This is a genomic window from Janthinobacterium sp. NFX145, from assembly GCF_049810325.1.
GTDB classification, from domain to species: Bacteria; Pseudomonadota; Gammaproteobacteria; order Burkholderiales; family Burkholderiaceae_D; genus Janthinobacterium; species Janthinobacterium rivuli.
Genome location: NZ_CP187360.1, coordinates 5,629,484 through 5,653,626, shown reverse-complemented (window position 1 = coordinate 5,653,626; position 24,143 = coordinate 5,629,484). Strand labels below are relative to the sequence as shown.

At 62.6% G+C, this 24,143-nt stretch carries 18 protein-coding genes, 1 tRNA gene and 1 pseudogene; 5 read left to right on the top strand and 15 right to left on the bottom strand.

What is annotated here, in order from left to right; translation table 11 throughout:
- On the top strand, positions 1 to 738 hold the full coding sequence (locus ACPJXG_RS25340; RefSeq protein ID WP_099401396.1) for an AIM24 family protein: 738 nt from the start codon (positions 1 to 3) through the stop codon (positions 736 to 738).
- A gap of 1 nt (position 739) precedes the next feature.
- Here ACPJXG_RS25340 and ACPJXG_RS25335 read toward each other — a convergent pair whose 3' ends face one another.
- Both ACPJXG_RS25335 and ACPJXG_RS25330 read right to left on the bottom strand, forming a co-directional pair.
- Positions 740 to 1,540: an enoyl-CoA hydratase gene (locus ACPJXG_RS25335; RefSeq protein ID WP_278317670.1), complete on the bottom strand. Its 801-nt coding sequence runs from the start codon at positions 1,538 to 1,540 to the stop codon at positions 740 to 742.
- 42 nt (positions 1,541 to 1,582) lie between these two features.
- Positions 1,583 to 2,212, bottom strand: coding sequence for a head GIN domain-containing protein (locus ACPJXG_RS25330; protein ID WP_035824377.1), 630 nt, complete (start codon positions 2,210 to 2,212; stop codon positions 1,583 to 1,585).
- Positions 2,213 to 2,387: 175 nt separating this feature from the next.
- Between ACPJXG_RS25330 and ACPJXG_RS25325 the strand changes: the two genes are divergently transcribed.
- Positions 2,388 to 2,945, top strand: a complete 558-nt coding sequence (locus ACPJXG_RS25325; RefSeq protein WP_425252666.1) for a flavin reductase family protein — start codon at positions 2,388 to 2,390, stop codon at positions 2,943 to 2,945.
- Between the two features lie 60 nt (positions 2,946 to 3,005).
- On the opposite strand, the gene gdhA is transcribed toward ACPJXG_RS25325, so the two are convergent.
- The 8 genes from gdhA to ACPJXG_RS25285 form a co-directional block, all read right to left on the bottom strand.
- Positions 3,006 to 4,349 (bottom strand): NADP-specific glutamate dehydrogenase, encoded by a 1,344-nt coding sequence (gene gdhA, locus ACPJXG_RS25320; RefSeq protein ID WP_402720123.1) that lies wholly within the window; start codon positions 4,347 to 4,349, stop codon positions 3,006 to 3,008.
- A gap of 208 nt (positions 4,350 to 4,557) precedes the next feature.
- The gene (locus tag ACPJXG_RS25315; protein WP_425252665.1) at positions 4,558 to 5,547 is read right to left on the bottom strand and encodes a glycosyltransferase family 2 protein; all 990 of its coding nucleotides are present in this window, start codon (positions 5,545 to 5,547) and stop codon (positions 4,558 to 4,560) included.
- On the bottom strand, positions 5,544 to 6,773 hold the full coding sequence (locus tag ACPJXG_RS25310; RefSeq protein ID WP_425252664.1) for a Rieske 2Fe-2S domain-containing protein: 1,230 nt from the start codon (positions 6,771 to 6,773) through the stop codon (positions 5,544 to 5,546). The genes ACPJXG_RS25315 and ACPJXG_RS25310 overlap by 4 nt, the downstream gene beginning before the upstream one ends.
- A 73-nt stretch (positions 6,774 to 6,846) precedes the next feature.
- Positions 6,847 to 7,887: a polysaccharide pyruvyl transferase family protein gene (locus ACPJXG_RS25305; protein ID WP_425252663.1), complete on the bottom strand. Its 1,041-nt coding sequence runs from the start codon at positions 7,885 to 7,887 to the stop codon at positions 6,847 to 6,849.
- A 55-nt stretch (positions 7,888 to 7,942) separates the two neighbouring features.
- Positions 7,943 to 8,665, bottom strand: a complete 723-nt coding sequence (locus ACPJXG_RS25300) for a Stf0 family sulfotransferase (protein WP_425252662.1) — start codon at positions 8,663 to 8,665, stop codon at positions 7,943 to 7,945.
- 328 nt (positions 8,666 to 8,993) lie between these two features.
- Positions 8,994 to 10,241, bottom strand: a complete 1,248-nt coding sequence (locus ACPJXG_RS25295; protein ID WP_425252661.1) for a DUF819 domain-containing protein — start codon at positions 10,239 to 10,241, stop codon at positions 8,994 to 8,996.
- A 183-nt stretch (positions 10,242 to 10,424) separates the two neighbouring features.
- Complete coding sequence (gene yegQ / locus ACPJXG_RS25290; RefSeq protein WP_425252660.1) at positions 10,425 to 11,786, bottom strand: tRNA 5-hydroxyuridine modification protein YegQ; 1,362 nt, start codon at positions 11,784 to 11,786, stop codon at positions 10,425 to 10,427.
- A gap of 89 nt (positions 11,787 to 11,875) precedes the next feature.
- Positions 11,876 to 12,514: a TetR/AcrR family transcriptional regulator gene (locus ACPJXG_RS25285; protein ID WP_425252659.1), complete on the bottom strand. Its 639-nt coding sequence runs from the start codon at positions 12,512 to 12,514 to the stop codon at positions 11,876 to 11,878.
- 105 nt (positions 12,515 to 12,619) lie between these two features.
- Here ACPJXG_RS25285 and ACPJXG_RS25280 point away from each other — a divergent pair, with 105 nt between their 5' ends.
- Positions 12,620 to 13,831, top strand: a complete 1,212-nt coding sequence (locus tag ACPJXG_RS25280; RefSeq protein WP_425252658.1) for a TCR/Tet family MFS transporter — start codon at positions 12,620 to 12,622, stop codon at positions 13,829 to 13,831.
- A gap of 29 nt (positions 13,832 to 13,860) precedes the next feature.
- Here ACPJXG_RS25280 and ACPJXG_RS25275 read toward each other — a convergent pair.
- The 3 genes and pseudogenes from ACPJXG_RS25275 to ACPJXG_RS25265 all read right to left on the bottom strand — a co-directional run.
- Positions 13,861 to 16,149, bottom strand: a pseudogene (locus tag ACPJXG_RS25275) (acyl-CoA dehydrogenase); the annotation flags it as partial.
- A 233-nt stretch (positions 16,150 to 16,382) separates the two neighbouring features.
- Positions 16,383 to 18,719 (bottom strand): PKD domain-containing protein, encoded by a 2,337-nt coding sequence (locus ACPJXG_RS25270; protein WP_425252657.1) that lies wholly within the window; start codon positions 18,717 to 18,719, stop codon positions 16,383 to 16,385.
- A 288-nt stretch (positions 18,720 to 19,007) separates the two neighbouring features.
- Positions 19,008 to 19,083 (bottom strand) — tRNA-Phe (locus tag ACPJXG_RS25265).
- Positions 19,084 to 19,202: 119 nt separating this feature from the next.
- Between ACPJXG_RS25265 and ACPJXG_RS25260 the strand changes: the two genes are divergently transcribed.
- Positions 19,203 to 19,973 (top strand): hypothetical protein, encoded by a 771-nt coding sequence (locus ACPJXG_RS25260; RefSeq protein WP_235211789.1) that lies wholly within the window; start codon positions 19,203 to 19,205, stop codon positions 19,971 to 19,973.
- A 20-nt stretch (positions 19,974 to 19,993) separates the two neighbouring features.
- Here ACPJXG_RS25260 and ACPJXG_RS25255 read toward each other — a convergent pair whose 3' ends face one another.
- Positions 19,994 to 20,434 (bottom strand): hypothetical protein, encoded by a 441-nt coding sequence (locus ACPJXG_RS25255; protein WP_051959357.1) that lies wholly within the window; start codon positions 20,432 to 20,434, stop codon positions 19,994 to 19,996.
- A 208-nt stretch (positions 20,435 to 20,642) separates the two neighbouring features.
- Here ACPJXG_RS25255 and ACPJXG_RS25250 point away from each other — a divergent pair, with 208 nt between their 5' ends.
- The gene (locus ACPJXG_RS25250; RefSeq protein ID WP_035824391.1) at positions 20,643 to 21,638 is read left to right on the top strand and encodes a cytochrome-c peroxidase; all 996 of its coding nucleotides are present in this window, start codon (positions 20,643 to 20,645) and stop codon (positions 21,636 to 21,638) included.
- A 109-nt stretch (positions 21,639 to 21,747) separates the two neighbouring features.
- Here ACPJXG_RS25250 and ACPJXG_RS25245 read toward each other — a convergent pair whose 3' ends face one another.
- Entirely contained in the window at positions 21,748 to 24,135 is a 2,388-nt protein-coding gene (locus ACPJXG_RS25245) for a prolyl oligopeptidase family serine peptidase (RefSeq protein ID WP_425252656.1), read from the bottom strand.
- Positions 24,136 to 24,143 lie beyond the last annotated feature (8 nt).

The following is a 24,143-nucleotide window of genomic DNA, read 5'->3' as shown; positions in this document are numbered from 1 at the left end:
ATGACGATTTACAACCCCGATACCTTGCCGAAGAACGATAACCTGAACCGTTTTTCGTATGTCATCGACGTCAAGGAACAGATCTTCATTCGCAAGGGCAAGATGATCGCCTTCTATGGCGAGCTGCGCTTCGAAGCCATGGGCAGCAGCGTGCTCGACCTGATCGTGCGCAACGCCTTCAACGCGCCGAAATACATCCACCACTTTGTCGTCGCGCAAGGCCAGGGGCAATTGATTTTGGGCGACAACGGCAACGACCTGGCGTGCTACGACCTGGACAACGCCAACATGACCATCCGCGCGAAAAACCTGCTGGGTTTTACCAAGGATGTGATTTGCCAGGAATCGACCTTGCCCGGTTATCTGACCATGATCGGCACGGGTAAAGTGATCGCCTCGTCGAACGGCCCCGTGCATTTCCTCGAGTTGCCGTGCCGCGTGGACGAGCAGGCCGTGCTGGGCTGGGCCGATTGCCCCAGCCCCTCGTACCACTACGATTACGCCCACGTGCAGGGCTGGGCCTCGGCCGCCGGCGCGCTCACGGGTTTTACCCTGTCGGGCGAGGAAAAGCAGATCGACTTCACGGGCGCCGGCACGGTGCTGGTGCAGTCGTCCGAGCTGGACGTGACGGGCAGTTCCGCCCTGATGCAGCTGCTGGCGCAATTGCCGATGCTGGGCAAGGAAGACCTGGGGACCTTGAGTCTTTCTGTCCAGCAGCAGATGAAGCAGGAACGTTAAGCTATTTGACGGTCGCCCAGCCGGGCGGCCGCTTTTCCAGGAAGGCGCTGACGCCTTCCTCCGCATCCTCTTCCATCATATTGCGCGCCATCACGTCGCCCGCATACGCATACGCGTCGTCCAGCGGCAGCTGGCGCTGCCGGTAGAACATCTGCTTGCCGTAGCGGATGGCCGTCGGACTTTTCGCCATGATCTGCTGCGCCAGGCGCGCCACGGCGTCGTCGAGCGCCGCGTCGGCCACCGTTTCGTTGATCAGGCCCCAGTCGGCGGCCGTGTCGGCGTCGATGAAGCGGCCCGTCACCAGCATGTCGAAGGCCCGCTTGGGCGACACATTGCGCGACAGGGCCACGGATGGCGTGGCGCAAAACAGGCCCACGTTGATGCCGGAGACGGCAAAGCGCGCGGACGCGCCCGCCACGGCCAGGTCGCAGCTGGCGACCAGCTGGCAGCCGGCCGCCGTGGCGATGCCATGCACGCGGGCAATCACGGGCACGGGCAAGGTTTGAATGGCTTGCATCACGCGCGAGCATTGCGCGAACAGGGTTTGATAATACGCAAGCTGGCGCGTGGTCTGCATCTGGCGCAAATCGTGGCCCGCGCAAAAGGCCTTGCCTTCGGCGGCCAGCACCACGCAGCGCACGTGCGGCTGCTGCGCGATGGCATCGAAGGCCTCTTGCAGCGCGGTCAGCATGGCTTCCGACAGGGCATTGAATTGCAGCGGACGGTTCAGGCGCAGGGTGACGAGGCCACCCTCATCCTCGCGCAGCACCAGCGGTGCTTGCGTGTCATGTGTTGCGGTCATGCGGTCTCCAGTGGCCTGATGGCCTTTTTTTATGGAAAAATCTTATTTGGCGGCATTCACGCTGCCGATGCCGGCGATCGATTTGTGCACGATCTTCGGCTTGCCGTAATAGGTCAGTTCACCCATGCCGCGCACCACGGCGTTCAGTTCGCCCGAGGAATACACCTTGACGGAGCCGATGCCTTCGAAATTGACGTCGACGTTTTTCGCCAGCAAGGCTTTCGTATCGACTTCGCCCACGCCTTGCGCCTTCAGGCGCAGCCAGTCGACCTGGCCATCGGCGGCCAGGCGGCCCGCGCCCTTGTAGCTGATGTCGACTCTTGGGCCATTGAGCTTGGTCAATATCTTTTCGCCCGCGCCTTCCGCGATCAGCTTGCGCAAGGTGGGCATGGTGATGATGATGCGCGGGTCGCCATCCGTTTTCTTGATGTCCTTGTCTTTCATGGAAATTTTCAGCTCGCCATCGACCACTTCCGTGATCACGCCGCTGAGGAATTTCTGGTCGCCGCGCAGCAGCAAGCTTTGCTCCTTGCCCGATTCGACTTCGATGCTGATGGGGCCGCGGATGTCGATGGCGTTGAAGGCGGCTACTGTGCGGGTTTGCTCGTCGGCATGCGCGAGGGTGGAGAGGCAGGCGAGGGACAGGACTGACAACAGGAACAGAGGGCGCATGGCGGTTTCCTTGAGTAGTTGATCAGTGTATTCTATTGTGCAACATCTCCATTGGGGAGAAATTTGCGATGAACTGCACAAATCGCGGCGCGGATGACACGGCGCCGCCGGCCAGCCGCGCGCCCGGCAAGGCGCCGTTGGGCTATGCTGTGGCGTACCGCGTCCTGGAGACTGCATGAAAAATTACCACAAAGAAGATTATCCCGTCGCCGATATCCGGCGCTTCCTCGAACCGGGGCCCGTGGTGCTGGTCAGTTCAACGTGGCAGGGCGAAAGCGACGTCATGACCATGGCCTGGCACATGCTGATGGAATTCACGCCATCGTTGCTGGGCTGTTTCATTTCCGACGCGAACCACAGCTATGAAATGATCAAGCGCAGCATGGAGTGCGTGATCAACCTGCCCACGGCCGACATGGTCGACCAAGTCGTCGCCATCGGCAACTGCAGCGGCGAAGACACGGACAAGTTCACGGCCTTCGGCCTGACGGCCCAGCCGGCCGAGCTGGTGGGCGCGCCCCTGATCGCCGAGTGCTACGCCAACTTCGAATGCAAGCTGGCGCAGGTGTCGGGCAATCCGAAAGGCGGCTTCTTCATCTTCGAGTGCGTGAAAGCCCACGTGGCTACGTCGCCCAAGCTGCCGGAAACCCTGCATTACCGCGGCAACGGCGAGTTCATGGTGTCGGGCCGCACGATCAGCCGCAAGAGCTTGATGAAACCGGAAATGTCGTAGGTCGGCGTAGGTCGGATTAGGCGCAAGGCGCCGTAATCCGACACCACCGTTGGCCGATGATTAAATCACGCCCTGCGCCAGCATCGCATCGGCTACTTTGACGAAGCCGGCGATATTGGCGCCATCCACATAGCTGACCGTGCCATCGGCGCGCGTGCCGTATTGCTTGCACGCGGCGTGGATGCCTTGCATGATCTGCAGCAAACGCGCGTCGACTTCTTCGCGCGGCCAGGAAATGCGGGCCGCGTTCTGGCTCATTTCCAGGCCGGACGTGGCCACGCCGCCCGCGTTGCTGGCCTTGCCCGGCGCATACAGCACGCCAGCCGCTTCGAAGGCCTTGGCGGCCTCGATGGTGGTGGGCATGTTGGCGCCTTCGGCCACGCATTGCACGCCATTGGCGATCAAGGTGCGCGCATCGTCGATGTTCAGTTCATTTTGCGTGGCGCAGGGCAGGGCGATGTCGACCGGCACATGCCATGGCGACACGCCCGCTTCGAAGCGCACGCCCGTGCGCGCGGCGTAGTCGCTGACCCTGCCATACAGATGATTCTTGACCTCCATCAGGATGGCCAGCTTTTCCGGCGTAAAGCCGTCTTCATCGATGACGGTGCCGCTGGAATCGGAGACGGTGATGACTTTCGCCCCCATCGCCATGGCCTTTTCCACCGCGTATTGCGCCACGTTGCCCGAGCCGGACACGGACACGCGCATGCCTTCGAACGAGCGGCCCCGCGTTTTCAGCATTTCTTCGGCGAAATACACGGTGCCGTAGCCCGTCGCTTCCGGGCGCATCAGCGAGCCGCCGAAGCTGGCGCCCTTGCCCGTGAACACGCAGTCGGCGCGGTTGCTGAGCTTTTTCATCATGCCGGCCATATAGCCCACTTCGCGCCCGCCCACGCCGATGTCGCCGGCCGGCACGTCCGTGTCCGAACCTACATGGCGGAACAGTTCACTGACGAAGGCCTGGCAGAAGCGCATCACTTCGCCCGGGCTCTTGCCCTTCGGATCGAAATCGGAGCCGCCCTTGCCGCCGCCCATCGGTAACGTGGTCAGCGCATTCTTGAACGTCTGTTCGAAGGCGAGGAATTTCAGCACGGATAAGGTGACGGAAGGGTGGAAGCGGATGCCGCCCTTGTACGGCCCGATCGCCATGCTGTGCTGGATGCGGTAGCCGCGATTGACTTGCACTTGCCCATGGTCATCGACCCACGACACGCGGAACATCACCACGCGCTCCGGCTCGATCAAGCGTTCCAGCAAGCCTTGTTCCGCGTATTTCGGGTGCTGTTCCAGGAACGGCCACAAGCTCTCCATGACTTCGGTGACGGCTTGCAGAAACTCGGGTTGACCTGGATTGCGTGCGGCGACATGCTGGACATACTCGTGAGCAGATGCGTATTTCATCAGAATTCCATGGAGGTAATCGGTTATTTGGGCAACTATCATCGCAGATTTTGCACGAAAATGGTGCGGAAATTTGGTTTTGAGGGGTTTCTGCTACATTGGGGGGCGCATTTTCCAGCTGGCCGGTCCGTCAAAACAGGCAGTGGTCTGGTGGGGAAGTTGACCGAAAAAACAAAAACGCCAGCGGAAGCGCTGGCGTTGCGGTTCTTTACATCGGATGTCCGGAGCGTTCCGTGCGCGGTTCCGGCACGGGTGTTTCTTTGCCGATAAGGACCTGCATGGCGCGCTGACGCAGTGCGTAGCGCCGACTGTGCGGAGCCCGGCATGCAATGGTATCGAGCAGGAAATAGCAAACGGAACGCAGGCCGGGTGCCGGGCGCGGCATGCTGGCGCGCCAGTAGCGTACGGCCGCCGAGATGCCGGTATGGCCCAGCAGGGAACGCAGATTGTTCAGCAGGCGCGCGCAGCGGACCCGCTTCGCCAGCGCCGGCGCCAGCCGCTCGAGATAGGGCGCGACAATGGCGTCGATGTTCAGGAAATGCTCGAGCTTGCGCGCCGGCGCCGTCATCTGCGGATGATGCTGCCGATAATGCAGCAGGATATTGGTGCTGTAGCGGATGGACATGCCGGCGCTCAGGCAGCGTATCCAGTAATCGTAAGCGGCACCTTCCCGTATCTGTTCGTTGAAGGGCCCCATGCGGGAAAGTAATTTTTTGCTGAGCAGCACGCCGGATGGCTGAATAGGCGAGCCCAGCAGACAGGCCGGCCAGGAGGCAAACTGGCGTGGCGTCGCCCAGGGCGCAGGCGCGCCGGCGTCGCTGCGCAGAGTGGCGATCTGCGATGCCCACACCACCGCGTCCGGTGTTTCGGATGCTTGCGCCTGGCTAAGTTGTTCGGCCAGTTTTTCAGGGCGCCAGATGTCGTCATCGTCAATGAATGCCACCCATGCAGAGCGCACCGCGGCCACGCCCGTATTCCGTGCCGCCGCCAGTCCCTTGCCGGCATTCGGCAGGACGGTCACTTGCGGGTAGGCTTGCCGGACGTAGGCGGCCGTGCCATCGCTGCTGGCATCGTCGATCAGCAAGATTTCTTGCGCTGGCCAGGACTGGGCCAGCAAGGACTGCAAGGTGTCGTCGAGAAAACCCCGCGACCAGCCGTTCCTGGTGCAAATGATGACACTGACTGCCGCTGCGCTCATGTCGCCACGGCCTCAGGCGACGCAACGCGGATGCGTACGGCTGCGCCGTCTTGCCGGACTTCATACGGTTGCAGTGTCAATGACGGGCACGATGATTTTCCTGTTTGCAAGTCGAACGAGATCGCGCACGCCGGGCAATACACCTTGTCGCTGTCACATCCGCCATCGGCCAGATCCACGCCGTAATGCGGGCAGGCCGCATCGTAGGCGCGGGTACCGGTGCTCGTGTGTACCAGCATGATGCGATACGGCGCAGCATCGACGATGACGCGCTGCGTGTCCGTCCCGGCGGCAGGCAGTTGGCCATGTATGAGGCCGCTTGTCTGGTCGAGCTGGCCAGCGATGACGGGAATGGCAGGCGGCGTCTGTACGGGGATGCTGGCAACGGGCGCGCCGAAGTTGTCTTCGCGTTGCAGATGCAGGACTTCATCATGGCCCTGCTCGATATCGGCGGCCCGGCGCCAGAATTCGCGCGAATAAAAGCAGGCGGGATCGAACGTTGGCCTGGAAGCGTTCAGGCGCATGGAAATGGCCACGCGCGTGGCGTCGGTCGTGTTCAGATGCGTGCCGTGCAGCACTTCAGGATCGAAGACCAGCATCTCGCCTGCTGCCAGGGGCAGGTAGGTGGGCACGGGCAGGCGGTAGCCCGCTTGCAGGTAGAGCGTGCGCCGCTCGCAGGGCAGCGGGACGTTGGCCAATTCCGGATACAGCACCATGCCCGCTTGCGCCGGCACTTCACCGATGGCCCACCAGATATTGCGCCCGTCGCGCGAATGGCCGGCCCAGCTATCGATGTGCGGACCATGCGCCCAGGCGGCGGGCGGGTGGCCGCGGTGATACGCTTTCGGCGCATACACGGGGTCGATGACCTTGCGCGTCTGGAATTTGTCGCGCACGCTAGCGCTGAGCCTGCCAATGCCGGGATTTTCGCTCGATGGATTGGTTTTGCGGGCCACTTCATAAGGGAAGTTGATGCGCAGGATCAAATAGTCGTCCACATAGAAATCGCCATCCCAGCCCAGGACCTGGCGTCCGATGGCCGTTGCCATGGCCAGCAAGGGCTGGCGCAGGCGCTCCAGTACCTGGTTGCGCAAGGACGCCACATCGTCGGTGTCGATAACTTCGTGCAGCCGCTCGATGCCATGCTGGCGCAGCAACTGGGCCGCAGCGGCGCCCTTCATTTGTCCGACCGTGGAAATGAGCTCGGTGAGCACGCGTTCGGTCATCGATTCCCAAGATGCCAGTTCACGGACGTGGCATTTGAGCCACACCCCCTGAGACGAAGATGGCAAGCTCATATTATTGCTCCATTGCCAGGGTGCGCAAGGTCTGCAAGCCGCGCAGCGTGATCTGACGCAACTCTTGTATCAGCGGCAGGGCATCCTGGCGGGCGCGGTGATATTGCGCGGCCGAGCGTGCGCGGTCCATGATGGCGCTCACGCAGTCGCCACCTTGCATCAGATCGACATCCCACGACGCCATGCCGATGGTCGACAGCATCGAGCGGCCCCGTTCGTCATACGACAGATTGATGCTGTGCGAACCCATGGCCAGGCACGGCAGGAAGCCATGCAGGCGGTAGCTGACGTGCAGCTTGCAGGTGCGCAGCGCCTCGATGTACCGGCCGACCTCGTCAAAGTACATGGGCGATGCTTCCGGGAAACCGGCCGCGAATTCGAGATCGATGTAATCGTGGCAGGCCAGATAAACCGGTTGCGCATATTCGGCACGCAGGGCGGCAATCAGGCGGCGCAGGTCTTCTGCGATGCGCCACTGCAAGGTGGCAGGAACGCTCATGCGCATGGGGTGACGGACTGAAATGATCACGCCGCCCGTGGCCGCTTCGCCTTCGGCATTCGGCGGCAAGTACAGCGTGGGGCAGCCTCCGACCGTCACCTTGGCGCCAAGGTCGGCGAGGATTTCTTGCGAACCCGTGTCGCGCACCATGGCCACCTTGGCGTGCTCGACCAAGTGCCGTATCGCAGTCGGGCTGAGCGCATCGGTGCGGTCTTCCATTTGCCCGTCGCGCCCCGTGATGCGGCCGTGGGACAGGCCCATCAGCATCATCGGCCGGCGCAAGGCATTGACGGCCTGGACATCATAGGACAGCTGGCCGTTTTCAAACAGATTCCCGCCGCCCACGATGACGGCGTCGGCGAGACGGTTCATGTCATAGATCTGGCGCGCTACCAGGCCGCCAAACTGCGGTCCCTTCAAGGCGGGAATGCTGACGACATTGGTGGCTGCTCCGAACACTTCGTAGAGGAGCTCGGCGGTAGCGTAGCCGATGAGATCGTTGCCGATGTTGCGCGTGGTGGGCCGCACCATAAAGATATTCAATGTTCGTCCTTCTTGTTCTATGTGTTTAACGAGGTGGCGAGGCCGGGGACGCAGACTAGCCGCGTGCCGCGAGTTCTTCGATGAGTGCGCGAAAGCGCGATTTCAGTTCCGGATCGCCCGGGTAGGCGCCCTGATCCACGTCCAGCATGCGCTGGGCGCTTGCCGCATCGGCGCTGACGCCGAGCAAACCGGCAATCTCATTGATCAGCGTCAGATCGTGCCGGTTGACACGTTCGGTGCTGATGACGAGCGGTTCGATACCCCGTTGCCTGAACCAGCTCTGCCAAAGTTGTTCATCCTCGGCAATGAGCTGCATGGCCTTGCGCGCCGCCAGTTTCAGGCGCCAGGTCGAGTAATTTTTTGTCACCGTGGCGGCTTCGAAACCCCAGCGCCCCGTGATCATGCAGGTCGCCAGGGACGCTGCCTGGGCGAGTTTGTTGTCGCGGATCAAATGAATGACCGTTGCGCCTTCGAACAGGGCAGCAAAATCGTGAGCATGGGGCCACTTTTGAATCTGGGGAAACTGGATATTCGACGCGAACACGCCATTCGCGGAACGCCTGGCATACATATGCGCCAGGTAATCCTGTTTCTTGATCTGCCAACGCTCCGTCAGCGCCTGTATGCTGTTGTCATTGAAATATTCCAGCGGCACGCCCATGCCCGCGCCGAGCAACAGGCGGGCCAGTCGCTTGCTCGATGCGCGAGGCGCAGCGCAGACCAGCAGTTTTTTATCGGGCAGCGACGATGACGTTGTATCGTAGGCGAGCTCACGCATTTCAGCGGGCGTAGGGCGCGTGTTGCTGGTCCATACTGACCTGGCATTCGCCAACGGAGTGGGGAGACATTCATTCATGAGTGGCGGAGAGGCTGACTGAGCCTTGTTGCGTGCGATAGGATGCGTTTAAAGCAAAAATTACTTTCTTGAAATTATGTTGCTTCAAAATACTATCTCACTTCATGCCCTTTCATTCATAAAGTTGTATTTTATTTATGTATTGTGTCTCCCTCCAGCAACTAGTGGTGGCTGGTAGCAAGCTGAGCGGCCCATAAACGACAACGCCAGCCCGCAGGCTGGCGTTGTCGTCACTGTGCTGCCAGGAGCGTCACCCCGCCATGCTGCGCAGAATCAGCCCCGTGATGTAGGCGCCGTAGGTGCCCAGCGCGTAGCCGAGCACGGCCAGCAGCACGCCGACGGGGGCCAGGGCCGGGTGGAAGGCGCTGGCGATGACGGGGGCGGAAGCGGCGCCGCCGATGTTCGCCTGCGAGCCGACGGCCATGAAGAACAGCGGTGCGCGGATCAGCTTGGCGACGAGCAGCATCAGGCCGCCATGCACGGCGATCCAGATCAGGCCCAGCAGGAACAAAAATGGCTTGTCGAGCAGGGCGCCGAGGTCCATGTGCATGCCGATGGTGGCCACCAGCACGTACAGCATGGCCGAGCCGATGGTCGAGGCGCCCGCGCCTTCCAGGCTGCGCGCTTTGGTAAAGCTCAGCAGCAGGCCGAAGGTGGTGGCCAGCACGACGATCCAGAAGAAGTTCGATGTCAGGCTGTAGTCCTGCAAGCGCCAGGCGGCGGGCAGGGTGTTGATCCAGCTGATGATGGGGCCGGCCAGGAAGTGCGACAGGCCCGTCACGCCCAGGCCCACGCCGAGGATGATCATGATGTCGGTCAGATTGGCCACGCGCGCGTGCTGGGCGCGGTAGCTTTCGATGCTGTCCTTGAGCGCATTGATGGCGGACAAATCGGCACCCGTCCAGCGGTCGAAGGCGCCCGCGCGGCCGGCCAGGAACAACAGCACGGCCGTCCAGACGTTGGCCACCAGCACGTCGACGGCGACGAACTGGCCAAACAGCGTGGCGTCCACTTCAAACACTTCCTTCATGGCCGCCTGGTTGGCGCCGCCGCCTATCCACGAGCCGGCGACGGTCGTCATGCCGCGCCACGTATCGCCCGCCACTGTTTCCGGGTGGATCAAACGCAGCGCCTCGAACGAGACGAGGGCGCCCAGCATGACGCCCAGCGTGCCCGTCAAAAACATGATGATGGCCTTGGGGCCGAGGCGAATGATGCCGCCGAAATCGATGGCCACGCACAGCAGCACCAGCGCGCTGGGCAGCAGGTAATCGCGCGCCACGGCGTACAGGCCGGAAGAGTTGCCATCGATGACGCCGAAGGTGTTGAGCAGTGCCGGGATCAGATAGCACATCAGCAGGGAAGGAATGTACGTGTAGAACTTTTTCCAGAAGCCGTCGGGGCGGGAGGCGCTCCAGAAGACGGCCCCCAGGGTCATGGCGAGCAGGCCGAGGACGACGGCGTCATTGGTGATCAGGGCAGGTGTGGCAGGTGGCATCGGGGATTCCGGTGAACGTGTCAGGGACGCACGGGATGCCGATCAGGCCCCCGGGCGCGGGTGGCCGTATCGTATAGCAATGTTGAAGCCTAAACAAATTATTTAGGTAGTACCAGCAGGGATTTTTCTTGTCAAATCAAACACTTGGAAACTGCTGCGCCACCTGGCGCAGCAGACTGGCGGTTACAAATAGCGCGCCAGCAAGGCCTTGTCGAGAGCACCGTCGAGTTCGATGCGCACGAAGTGGCCGCTGCCGGGCGCCACCTGGATATCGCTGCCGTCGTCGCTGAGCATGCGGGTAATGGTGAAATCGCGGTTGCCGCCCGGATGCACGGCCTCGATGCGGTCGCCCACGGCAAAGCGGTTTTTCACGTCCACCCGCGCCCAGCCGTCCGTCACGCCCAGCACGTCGCCCACGTACTGGCTGCGGTCGGCCTCGGATGCGCCACGCATGTAGTTCTGGTGCGTCTGGGTATGATGGCGCTGGTAAAAACCATCCGTGTAGCCGCGGTTGGCCAGGCCTTGCAGCTGGCCCAGCAGGCCAATGTCGAAGGGCTTGCCCGCCACGGCGTCATCGATGGCCTGGCGGTAGACTTGCGCCGTGCGCGCCGCGTAGTACAGCGACTTGGTGCGGCCCTCGACTTTCAGCGAATCGACACCGATTTTCACCAGGCGTTCGATGTGTTCGACGGCGCGCAAGTCCTTCGAATTCATGATGTAGGTGCCGTGCTCGTCTTCGAGTATCGGCATCAGCTGGCCCGGACGCTGGGCTTCTTCGATGAAGTATGGCTGATCGGCCAGCGGGTGGCGCGGCTGCTGATGCAGGGCGGAAAACGCGTTATTGTCGGCCTCGGCCAGCGCCTGGTGAAATTCCAGCGGCACCACCTGCATGCCCCCCAGATCGCCGCTGGCGTCTTCGGTGGCATTTTTCACCTTGTAATCCCAGCGGCAGGAATTCGTGCACGTGCCCTGGTTCGGATCGCGATGGTTGAAATAGCCCGACAGCAGGCAGCGGCCCGAATAGGCGATGCACAGGGCGCCGTGGACGAATACTTCCAGTTCCATTTCCGGGCAGCGCTGGCGGATTTCCTCGATTTCGTCGAGCGACAGCTCGCGCGACAAAATCACGCGCGTCAAGCCCATGCGGTGCCAGAACTTCACGTCGGCCCAGTTGACGGCGTTCGCCTGCACGGACAGGTGCACGGGAATCTCCGGCCACTTGTCGCGCACCATCATGATCAGGCCGGGATCGGCCATGATCAGCGCGTCGGGGCGCATGGCGATCACCGGTTCCATGTCGCGCAAATACGTTTTCAGCTTGGCGTTGTGGGCGAAGATATTGCTGGCGACAAAGAATTGCTTGCCACGTGCATGCGCGCCATCAATGCCCTCCTGCAAGGCTTGCAAAGTCGAAAAGTCGTTATTGCGCACGCGCAAGCTGTAGCGCGGCTGGCCCGCGTAGACGGCGTCGGCGCCAAAGTCGAAGGCGGCGTGCATCTTGGCCAGGGAGCCGGCAGGCAGGAGGAGTTCGGGAGCGTGGCGCATGGGGGATGGGCAAAGCCGGCGATTGTAGGCGGGCCGGCGTCAGATTGCCTTGCCTTGGGTCAAGGGATTCATATCCGATGCCAAGGTGTTCAGGCGTAAGGCGTACCCGCCATGGCGGCGTTCAAGCCAGTGTGCCCCTGATCCACCAGGGCGAGAAAGCTGGCCTTGGCCAGCTGCGTATCTCCATGCTGGCGGAAATGCCGGTGGGCTTCGATGAGGGCGGTGCTCCAGGTGGCCAGCAGCAGGCTGGCTGCCAGGTGGGCGAGGGGATCGTTTGCATCGCGGGCCGTGGATTCGGTCAGCGCTTGCGCCACCACTTGCGCCAGTTCGTCGCGGATGGCGCGCGCCCGCGCTTTCAAGGTATCGCTGGCCTCGATGGTGGCAATGAAACCCTGGCCGGCTGCGGAAAACGTGACGTAGGGACTGTCTTCCCGTACCAGCCGGTGCGCCAGCAGGCGCAGGGTTTCGATGGGCGCGATGGCGGGATCGCGCTGGCGCAAGGCGGCGCGCAACAGTTCGCGTCCCTCTTCCTCGCGGTCGAAGAACATGTCTTCCTTGCGCGGAAAGTGGTTGAACACGGTCATGCGTCCCACATTGGCGGCCGCCGCGATTTCGTCCACCGTCACTTGCTCGAAACCGCGCACGAAGAACAACCGCGTGGCGGCATTCGAGATGGCTTGGCGGGTGGCAAGGCGTTTGCGGGAGCGGAGGTCGGCAGGTATCGTCATGTTGCCTCGATCATACACGAAGTGTACTGAGTACAGATAACGCTTGATGGCGCAGCAAGGCTGAGCGTACTATTTATATACTGAGTACATATTTGGATTGAGTATATGAGAGTATCCGTTCCTGTGGCAGCGTTGCCTGTCGTTTTTGCCACTGTCATGCTGGACGCCGTCGGCATCGGCCTGATCTTCCCCATCCTGCCGGCACTGCTGCGCGACGTCACGCATGCCGATAACGTGGCGCCGTATATCGGCATCATGACGGCCCTGTATGCGTTGATGCAGTTCATCTTTGCGCCCGTGCTGGGGGCGCTGAGCGACCGCCTGGGCCGGCGCCCCGTGCTGCTGCTCTCCTTGGCGGGCGCGGCCGTCAACTACCTGTTCCTCGCCTTCGCGCCCAGCCTGTGGATGCTGCTGCTGGGGCGCGCCATCGCAGGGCTGACGAGCGCCAACGTTTCCGTGGCGACAGCCTACATCACCGATATTTCGGCCGAGAACCAGCGGGCGCGCCGTTTTGGCCTGTTGAATGCCATGTTTGGCGCGGGCTTCATCATTGGCCCCGTGCTGGGCGGTGCGCTCGGTGATTACGGGCTGCGCCTGCCGTTCATGGCGGCAGCCCTCTTGAATACGGTTAACCTGCTGCTGGCGTTGTTGACCTTGCCCGAATCACGTCGGTCCACGGGTGGGAAAATCGACCTGGCGGCATTGAATCCCCTGCGCCCTTTGCGCTGGATTTTCTCGGAGAAAAGCTTGCTGCCGATCACTGTCATCTTCTTTACCTTCAGCGCGGCCGGCGAAGTGTATGGCGTGTGCTGGGCCCTGTGGGGGCACGATGCGTTCGCGTGGAACGGGCTGTGGATCGGCCTGTCGCTGGGCGCCTTTGGCGTATGCCAGGCGCTGGCCCAGGCGTTTCTGCCGGGCCCGGCCGTGAAACTGCTGGGCGAGCGCGCCACCATCCTCGCGGGCGTCGCTTGCGCCTGCGTGGCATTGATCGTCATGGCCTTTGCCACGCGCAGCTGGATGATCTTCGCCATCATGCCCGTGTTTGCCCTGGGCGGCATTGGCGCGCCGGCCTTGCAGTCGCTGGCCACGCGGCAAGTGGCCGAGGACCGGCAAGGCCAGTTCCAGGGCGTGCTGGCCTCGGCCGTGAGCCTGGCGTCCGTGCTGTGTCCGCTGGTGTTTTCCAGCATCTATTTTGGCGTCAGGGCGTACTGGCCCGGCGCCGTCTGGCTGTCCGTGATCGTCGTGTACGCGGCACTGGTGCCCCTCGTGCTGGGCTTGTCGCTGGCGTCCACCACGCCTGCATCGTCGCGCGGATAGGAGGCCGGCGTTTCCTGCGCCGCGGCGGGCGCAAAATCGTCGACCTGTATCAAGCCGTCGACCAAACGCGCAACTTCCAGCAAGGTATTGTGCTCCTGGCAGCTGACCGAGCCTGCCGCCTTGGCCGTCGCCAGCCACTGCTGCATGGCGGACAGGCTTTGCGGCAGGTGCCGCAGGGCCGCGCCTTCGGGCGTGTCCTTCAAGCGTTTCTCGATGTGCAGGATGTCGGGCAGCAGGGCCAGCGCCCGCTCGGCGCAGGCCACGGGATCTGCCGCGTCGCTGGCCACATGGCCGTCGGCCAGCAGGCGCTCGCGGTCGGCGCCCGGCGTTTGCAGGGCCAGCGCCACTTCACTGCCCAGTTCGTCGGACGGTGGGCGATGGGGCAGGCCAAACGGGAACAGCAGGGTGCGCAGCAGCATGGCCAGCACGCGCGCCGGGAAATTGTCGAGCACGCCCGTCAAGCCCTGCTGCGCCTTGACCAGCGTATCTTGCAGCGACCAGTGCACATAGGGCAGATCGGGCTCGGGCCGGCCATCATCCTCGTAGCGTTTCAGCACGGACGAGGCCAGGTACAGTTGCGCCAGCACGTCGCCCAGCCGGGCGGACAGCCGTTCGCGGCGCTTGAGTTCGCCGCCAAGCACGAACATCGACATATCCGTCATGACGGCAAACGCCGTCGACAGCCGCGTCAACGCGCGGTAATAGGGCGCCAGTGCGGGCGCGCCGGCGTCGGGCGCGGCCGCCAGGCGCGCGCCGCCCAGTCCGTACCACAATCCCCTGGCCAGGTTGCCCAGCACAAAGCCCACGTGGCCAAAGAAGGCTGCATCGAAATCGCGCAGGGCCTTGCGGCCGTCGCTTTCGCTGACGGCGGCCATTTCCCTGAGCACATATGGATGGGCGCGGATGGCGCCCTGGCCAAAGATGATCAGGCTGCGCGTGAGGATGTTGGCGCCTTCGACCGTGATGGCGATGGGGATTTGCTGGTAGGCACTGGCGAGGAAATTGTTCGGTCCCACGCAGATGCCCTTGCCGCCGAGAATGTCCATGCCGTCATTGACGAGCGCGCGTCCCCGTTCCGTGACGTGATATTTGACGATGGCGGAAATGACGGCCGGCTTCTCGCCCAGGTCGACGGCGTGCGCGGCCAGGGTGCGCGCCGCATCCATCAGGTACAGGTTGGCGCCCATGCGGGCCAGCGCTTCCTGCACCCCTTCGAACTTGCCGATCGGCATGTTGAACTGGCGCCGCACGGCCGCATACGCGCCGGTGCCGCGCACGGCCATCTTGCCCATGCCCACGCTGGACGAGGGCAGAGATATTGCGCGCCCGGCCGCCAGGCATTCCATCAGCATGCGCCATCCTTTCCCCACTTGCGCCTGGCCGCCGATGACCCAGTCGATGGGGATGAACACATCTTGGCCGGACGTGGGGCCGTTCTGGAACGCGGCGTTCAAGGGATGGTGGCGGCGGCCGATCACCACGCCGTCGTGGCTGGCGGGGATCAGCGCGCAGGTGATGCCGGGCGCATCGTTGTCGGAGAGCAGATGGTCGGGATCGCTGGTCTGGAATGCCAGGCCCAGCAAGGTCGCCACGGGGGCCAGGGTGATGTAGCGCTTGTTCCACGTGAGGTGGAAACCCAGGGTGGCGCGGCCCTCATGCATGCCCATGCACACGACGCCCAGGTCGGGAATGGCGGCCGCGTCGGAACCCGCGTACGGGCTGGTCAGGGCAAAGCAGGGAATCTCCGTGCCGGCGGCCAAGCGCGGCAGGTAATAATCTTTTTGCGCCTCGGTACCGTAGTGCAACAACAGTTCGGCCGGCCCCAGCGAATTGGGCACCATCACGGTCACGGCCAGCGCCGAGCAGCGGCTCGACAGCTTCATCACCACTTGGGAATGCATGTAGGCGGAGAACTGCTTGCCGCCGTATTGTTTCGGGATGATCATGCCGAGGAAACCCTGGCTTTTCATGTATTCCCAGGCTTGCGGCGGTAAATCCTGCGCCTGCTGCGTTTCCCAGTCGTTGACCAGTTCACACAGCCGCTCGACGTCATGCTCGAGAAAGTGGCGCTCCTCGGTCGTGAGCGCAGCGCGTCCATAGCCCAGCAGCTTGGACCAGTCGGGCCTGCCGGAAAACAGCTCGGCATCCCACCACGTGGTGCCCGCTTCGAGCGCGTCGCGTTCCGTGTCGGACATCGTCGGCAAGATGCGCTTGAACAAGGCCAGCAAGTGCGGAGCAAGCAGGGCGCGGCGCACGGGGCCGGGCGCGAACAGTGCAACCAGGCCCAGCAGGGCCACCACCAGTATGATCGTCAGCATGCGATATCTCCCTGTTATATGACAACAGGATAGGCCGAGATGGCGAATGTTACTGTGCGGTACAGCGCATACGCACAACGCCAACCGCAGGGGTTGGCGTTGTGGTGTCTGGCGTGGGGCGTATTAGCGTTGTGGCACGACAATCACCGTGTCGCCCGCCTTGCCTTTGGCGCCAGTGTCGCACCGGCAGGGCCGATAACGACTGGTACTACGGCGGGCGCTGCCTGCCCCGCTTATTTGACGGTGAAACTCTGGTTGTAGCCGCCATTCGTACTCGTATAGCCCAATACATCACCGAAAGCCAGCGAGCTGATTAGCCATGCGCCCGCTTTGGCGCCTGCGGGGATCCTGACCGTCGAACTGAAGGTGGCATGCTTCGCATCGCCGGATGCCAGCACCCATGTGCTGTCGATGCGGGTGCCGCCGATATCGGCGAGGTTGTACCAGGAGGTGCCGGGCAGGGCGTTGAGATTGACCCCGGTGGCATCTGTCACGGTCACCGTGGCCGTCACCAGTTGGCTTGCCTGGGAGGCATCAACGATGCTGGGGGTGACGGTGATGGCTGACACGGCGGGGCCCGCCGTGTCGCTGAGTCCATCGTTTTGCACGGTGAAACTCTGGCTGTAGCCGCCATTCGTACTCGTATAGCCCAATACGTCACTGAACGATGTCGCACCAACCAGCCATGCGCCCGCTTTGGCACCGGCTGGGATCGTCACCGTCGAACTGAAAGTGGCATGCTTCGCGTCGCCGGAGGCCAGTACCCATTTGCTATTGATGCGGGTGCCGCCGATATCGGCGATGCTGTGCCAATAGGGGGAGGGCAGATCTTTGAGATTGATTCCGGTGTCGTCTGTCACGGTCACCGTGGCCGTCACGCGTTGGCTCGCCTGCGAGACGTCAACGGTGCTGGGATTGACGGTGATGGCTGACACGACGGGGCCCGACGTGTCGTTGTCTCCATCGTTTTGCACGGTGAAACTCTGGCTGTAGCCGCCATTCGTACTCGTATAGCCCAATACGTCACGGAACGATGTCGCACCAACCAGCCATGCGCCCGCTTTGGCGCCGGCGGGGATCGTCACCGTGGAACTGAAGGTGGCATGCTTCGCGTCGCCGGAGGCCAGCACCCATTTGCTGTCGATGCGGGTGCCGCCGATATCGGCGATGCTGTGCCAATAGGGGTGGGGCAGGGCGTTGAGATTGATGCCGGTGGCATCTGTCACGGTCACCGTGGCCGTCACGCGTTGGCTTGCCTGCGAGACGTCGACGGTGGCGGGGGTGACGGTGATGGCTGACACGGAGGGTCCCGACGTGTCGACGGTGCTGGCGCTGACCGTGACCGTTGCATCCGCACTGTTCGCTTTGCCATCGTTGACGATGAGTTTGGCGACATACAAGCCGGAGGCATCGGCGGTAAAGGTGGTCCTGGCCGCGCTGACAGAGGACAAGGTGGCCGTACTGTTCGCCGGTTTTTCCGTCAGCATCCAGGCAAACGTCAAGACATCGCCATTGGCATCCGAGCTGGCGCTGCCATCGAGTTCGACCAGGCTGCCGGACAAGACATTCTGCGCGTAGCCTGCGTTCGCAACCGGCGCCGCATTGGCTACACTGGCCGTAATGCTGACTGCCGCGGCGTTGCTGCTGACCTTGCCGTCGTTGACGATGACGCTGGCAACATAGGTGCCAGCCACATCCGCCGTAAAAGTGGGTCTGGCGGAGGTCGGCGACGCCAAGCTTGCCGTGCTGCCTGCCGGTTTGGATTGCAGGGTCCACGCATAGCTGAGTGTACGGCCGGCATCTGCCGAGCTGGCGCTGCCATCGAGAGTAACGACAGTGCCCGTCACCACGCTTTGTACCGGTCCGGCCTGGGCGACAGGGGGGACTGCGGCAATATCGGCGATGATTTGCTTGATGGTGTCTGGATTGCTGATCTTGGCCAGCGCGGTCACGACCTGGGTAAGCTGGGCGGCATTGATTTTTATTCTGAGCGCATCGAGAAGCCTGTCCTGCGCATCGCCGCCGGCCGGGTTGCCTTGCGTCGCCGCTTTCAATGGCGTGGAAAGGAAATCAGCGAGCGGGGTCGTGTCGACGACACCGCTCAGTACCGCAGCCACGTCAGCCTGCGCTGCTTTCACCGCAGTGCTATTGATCTTGCTGTCGGCAATAGCGGAGTCAAAAGCGGCAAAAAAGACCGCGGGTTCGTTCCCCAATACCCGCGCCGTCAGCATTTCGGTCAGTGGCGTGATATTGGCAGTGGCGGCGTTGCCGCTTCCCAGTACGAGCGTGTGCAATTTGGAGCCATCAGCCGGATCGGTGATCTGGAGCAGGCACGGCAGTTGGCCACCGGCGGCGGCAAGGCTGTAGCTGCCGTCGGCCAGCGTCGTGGTGTTGCCTGTGCCCGTCTGGCATTTGGCAGTAATCATGGCGCCAGCAATTGCTTTCCCCGTTGCGGCAGTGCCGTTGACGGTTAACTCTGCCGGGCTAGCAGGGGCCGGTGAGGCGCCGCTACCGCCGCCGCCGCATGCAACGAGCATGCACGAACCAAGCATAATTGCCAAAGTCTTCATCGAATCTATCCATTTTCAATTTTTAAAGTGATGCCATGTGGCGTCACGCTCAAACGGCCAAGCTCTTGCCGGAGTCAGTCTGTTAAGGGAAATTATATATCTTTAAGCAATAGTTCATGCCTTGAAATTGAAGGCGATGCAGCTGAAGGGAGTGAGGGATGGATTTTTTCAAGCGGCGCGCAGCGCTGCGCGGTTGCAGCGTGACTGGCGACAGGCTGGACGCGAACAATTCAGCAAACAAAAAAGCCAACCCAAAGGTTGGCTTTTTGCTATGTACTGCTGAATTCTTGGTGGCCCGGGGCGGAATCGAACCACCGACACAAGGATTTTCAATCCTCTGCTCTACCGACTGAGCTACCAGGCCAAGGCGGCGAATTATAGCAGAAAGACTTTCCACCTGACCAGAGCTGGCTGTGTTCAAATGCAACAGATGGCCAAAACATGGTGTTTTGACATCCTTGTATGACCTGAAGGGATGTGGCGATGCAGCGACGTATTGGAGTGCAGGGCTTGGCGGTGGCGGGCTTGTTCAGTTTGTTGTGCGGTACGGCGCGGGCCGACGGGCTGGCCGAGCTGAATGCGGCGCTGGCGCGCTTGCAGGGCCAGATGCCGATCAAGGCGCAGGTCGAATCGAAATCCTGGCGCCGCGAGGGCGAGGGCAAGGCGGCAGAAGAGGATAGCGGCCAGGCCACGGTCACTGTCGAGGGCGGGCCGGCGGGCTTGCAGGTGCTCTACGGAAAGGACTTGCTGGCGAAAGTGGAGGCCGAGCAGCGCGCCAGGGTAAAGGATCCGAAGGTCAAGACGCCGATCGGCTTTGCGCTGGGGGAAATGAAGGCGACGGAACTGCGTTCCATGGTGTCGGCGGCGGATGCCTTGTCGCGCGAGATCGAGGAGGCCGTGTTCAGCGGCGAAAAAATGGATAGCTACAAGGGCAAGCCGGCGCGGCTGCTCAGCTTTACCTTGTCGCTCGACAAAGTGCCTGAGAAAGACCGCAAGTATGTGAAGAAGTTCGACGGCGGCCTCGATGTGTGGATCGCCGCGGACGGCGCGCCGCTGGCCAGTCATTTCCACGTGGATGTGAGCGGGCGCGCCTTTGTCGTCATCAGCTTTACGCAAAAGACGGACGAGACGCGCCAATATGGCGTCAGCGGCGACCATTTATTGTTGCTGCGTAAGGAGAGCAAGAATGCCATGTCGGGCGCGGGTGAGAAAGTGGAAAGCAAGATCGTCAAGACCTTGCAGCTGCAGCCCTGACGTGTTGCAGTTGAACTCGATTACATGGCGGCGCTGCCGCCCAGGCCGCTCTTTTGCAGCACGCAGCGCCCTGCCTCGCAGGTGGCGCCCGGGTCCGTGACGATGGAGCAGGTGGACATCATGCCGTCCGCCTGCTGCTGCTTGCGGCTCGCTTCGGCTTGCGCCTGGGCCAGTGCCTTGAGTTTCTTGCCGTCATTGCTTTTGCTGGACCAGGCCAGGTAGCGCTCGGGGCCGCCGCAAGCCTTGGCGCCGATGGCGATGGTCTGGCATTGCTGGGTGGAATCGCAGGCGGCGGCGCCCACTTCCGCCTGGATTTGCGCCAGCAAGCCGGCATTGCCGGGGGCGGGCGGTGCATCGTCTTGCGTGGGGGCGCTGCCGCAGGCGCTGGCGGCCAGCAGCAGGAAGCTGGCGCAGGCGGCGCGCAGCAGGGGCAACAGGGTAGGGTAGGTTGGCGTTTGCATGTCCTTATCATGTGCCAGGCTTGCGTAAATGGCAAGCGCGATTCGTACTTGGCCAGAACCTTGATCCCGGTCATTTCCATTGTCAACCCGTCAAAGTTAATATAAATCAACATCCAACCAGCGATGTACGGGTGGCAACCGGGCCGGTGCGCTGCATTCCCGCGCCGGCGCACGCCGCCGATTCGGGAATGTTTCCAGGAGTTAGACTATGCGCCGCACCCTTTCACCCTTCCTCTTCATCACCAGCCTGGCCTTTGGCGGCATCCTGCATGCTGCGGAAAAGGAACCGATCCAGCCGATTACTGCCGCCAAAGTGGCCAATCCAGCCATGGTCGAGCTGGGCAAGAAACTGTTTTTCGATCCGCGCCTGTCGCGCTCGGGCTTCATTTCCTGCAACAGCTGCCACAACCTGAGCATGGGCGGCACGGACAATATCAAGACCTCGATCGGCCACAACTGGCAGCGCGGGCCCATCAATTCGCCCACGGTGCTCAATTCCAGCATGAACGTGGCGCAATTCTGGGATGGCCGCGCCAAGGATTTGCAGGAGCAGGCGGGCGGCCCCATCGCCAATCCCGGCGAGATGGCTTTTACGCACGAGTTGGCCATCGACGTGCTGGCCTCGATTCCCGCCTACCGCGCGGAGTTCCGGCAAGTGTTTGGCCAGGATAAACTGACCATCGAGCAAGTCACGCGCGCCATCGCCGCCTTTGAAGAGGTGTTGGTGACACCCGGTTCGCGCTTCGATCAATGGCTGTCGGGCAAGAAAAGCGCGCTGACGAAAGACGAGCTGGCCGGCTACCAGCTGTTCAAATCGAGCGGCTGCATCGCCTGTCATAACGGCCCCGCCGTGGGCGGCAACACTTTCCAGAAGATGGGCGTCGTCGAGCCGTACAAGACGGCGATGACGGCAGAAGGGCGCTCGGCCGTGACGGGCAAGGATGTCGACCGTTTCAACTTCAAGGTACCGACCCTGCGCAACGTGGAATTGACCTACCCGTACTTCCACGATGGCGAAGCGGCAACCCTGACGCAAGCCGTCGATGTGATGGGCCGCTTGCAGCTGGGCCGCACCTTTACGCCCGACGAAAACGCGAAACTGGTGGCCTTTCTGAAAACCCTGACGGGCAAGCAGCCGCACATCGTGCTGCCGATCCTGCCGCCATCGTCGGACACGACGCCGCGGCCCGTGCCGTTTGACTGAGTGAGTGTGGTGTCGGATTACGCCCTTGCGGGCTAATCCGACCTACGCCGGAGCGGGTAGGTCGGATTAGCGGCACGCCGCGTAATCCGACATTTTTTGCTGATATCGCTTACTTCAACGTCCGCTGGAACAACTGGTAAATCCGGCGGTACTCGTCATACCACGCTTCCGGCTGCACGAAACCGTGGCGCTCCATCGGGTAGCTGGCCATTTCCCAGTTATCCTTTTTCAGCTCGATCAAGCGTTGCGACAGACGCACGGAGTCCTGGTAAAACACGTTGTCGTCGATCATGCCATGGGCGATCAGGAGGTTGCCCGTCAGTTTGTCCGCGTATTCGATCGGTGACGAAATTTTATACGCTTGCGGGTCGACGTCCGGCGTGTTCAGGATGTTGGCCGTGTATTCGTGGTTGTAGGTGGTCCAGTCCGTCACGGGACGCAGCGCGGCGCCCGATTTGAAGATGTCCGGTGCACGCATCAGGGCCATCAGGCTCATGAAGCCACCATAGCTGCCGCCATAGATGCCCACGTTCCGGATGTCGCCCTGGTGCTGCTGCGCCAGCCAGTTGGCGCCGTCGATAAAATCTTCCAGTTCCGGGTGGCCCATCTGGCGGTAGATGGCCGTGCGCCAGGCGCTGCCGTAGCCGAGCGAGGCGCGGTAGTCGACGTCGAGCACAATGTAACCCTGCTCGACCAGCAGGTTGTGGAACATCTGTTCGCGGAAATACACGGGATAGCGCTCGGTGACATTCTGCAGGTAGCCGGCGCCGTGCGCGAACATGACGATCGGGTAGCGCTTGCCCGCTTCCAGCTGTGCCGGCCGGTACAGCTTGGCCCAGATCGGCGCCGCGCCATGCGTGGACGGCACTTGCACCAGTTCCGGCATGACCCAAATGCGCGCCTTGAAGGCGTCGCTGCGCGTATCCGTGAGGATATTCGCCTTGCCGCCAGAGACCGAAACGGTGGCCAACTGGGCCGGCATATAGCTGGTGGAATAGCGCAGCAGCAGCTTGCCGTTGTCGGGTGACAGGCCGAAGTTTTCCACGCCTTTCAAATTCGTGACTTCGCGCGCGCCGCCCTCTTTCGCCGTGCTGGCGCACACTTCATACGTGCCAGGCGCCTGCCGGTTGCACATAAAATACGCGTTCTTGCCGTCGCGGCTCCATTCGACGGAGCTCACTTCCCACTGGCCGCTGGTCAGCGCGCGCGCCGGGGCCGCGCCCGTTTTCGCGTACAGGTGGGCGTAGCCGCTTTCCTCGGACAGATACCACAGGGTGGCGTTGTCGGGCAGCCAGCCGAATTCCTCGGCGCGGCGGTTGACCCAGGCCGTATCGCTGATGCGGTGCACGGGCACGAGGGCGCCGTTGGCCAGGTCGACGTTGGCGAGCCAGCCGTCCTTGTTGTCGATGGCGCGGATGCGCACGGCGGCCTTGCTGCCGTCATCGGTCCAGGCGATGCCGTCGCGCTGGGCGTCGATGCGCACGGCACGGTTGCCTTTCAACGGCGGCAGTTTCTGTTCGGCGCGCAAGGCTGCCAGCGGGTCGGTGGCGATACCGGGCAGGTTGTCAAAGGCGATCTCGCGCACATGGCCCGTGCGCAGGTCGGCCAGCTTCAGGCTTTGCGCAATCGGCATGTTGCGGCCCACGCGCGTGCGCTCGTCGTCCGCTTCCGGGTAGCCCGTTTCCGTCACGTAGCGGGCCAGTTTGCCCAGCTTGCCCTTTTCGGCGGCCTTGTCTTGCGTGACGAACAGCAGCCAGCGGCCATCCGGCGACAGGGCGCTGCCGGAAATGGTGACTTTTTCTCCCAGGTAGATCGGTTCCGGCGCGCGCGTGGCGTCCAGGCGGCGCTCTTCATGGCGGCGTTCGCGGCTCGCGTCGCGGTCTTCCTTCTGGCGCGCCAGGTTGACGATCAGGCGCAACTGCAATTCGCGCAGGGCGTCCGCTTCCGGCTTGGCGTCCGGGTCCTTGGCCGCGCGCAGCAGGGCGACGGGAGCGCTCAGGCGCTCCGCGCGGCTCCAGCTGAACCAGTCGCTGCCGCTGCGGTATTGCACGGCGCCGCCGTCGCTGGAATATTGCGGATCGCTGATGGCCGTCACGCCGCGCGTGATCTGGATCAAGGCGCCGTTTTTCAGGTCGCGCTCGAACAAGTCGCCGTTGCGCAGCAGGATGGCGCGCGTGCCGGCCCGGTTGATGACCATCTGCTGGCCATCGAGGTTGGCCAGCTGCGCATCGTCGACCTGCTTGCCGCTATTGAGTTTCGCGTTCGCGCCTGGCAATTGATACGTGTCGCGCAGGGGCGAGCCGAGGCGTTTTTGCTTGTAGTAGAGCTGGCCATTCCAGCCCCACCATGCCGCTTCGACGGGCGTGCCGATCCAGTCGGGATCGGCCATGGCCTGGTCCAGCGTGATCGGCGTGGGGGCGGCGGTGGTGGGGGCCGCATGGGCGGCGGGCAGCAAAGAGAGCAGCAGGAGCGGCAGCAGGGGAAGAACCAGACGCATCGGGGATC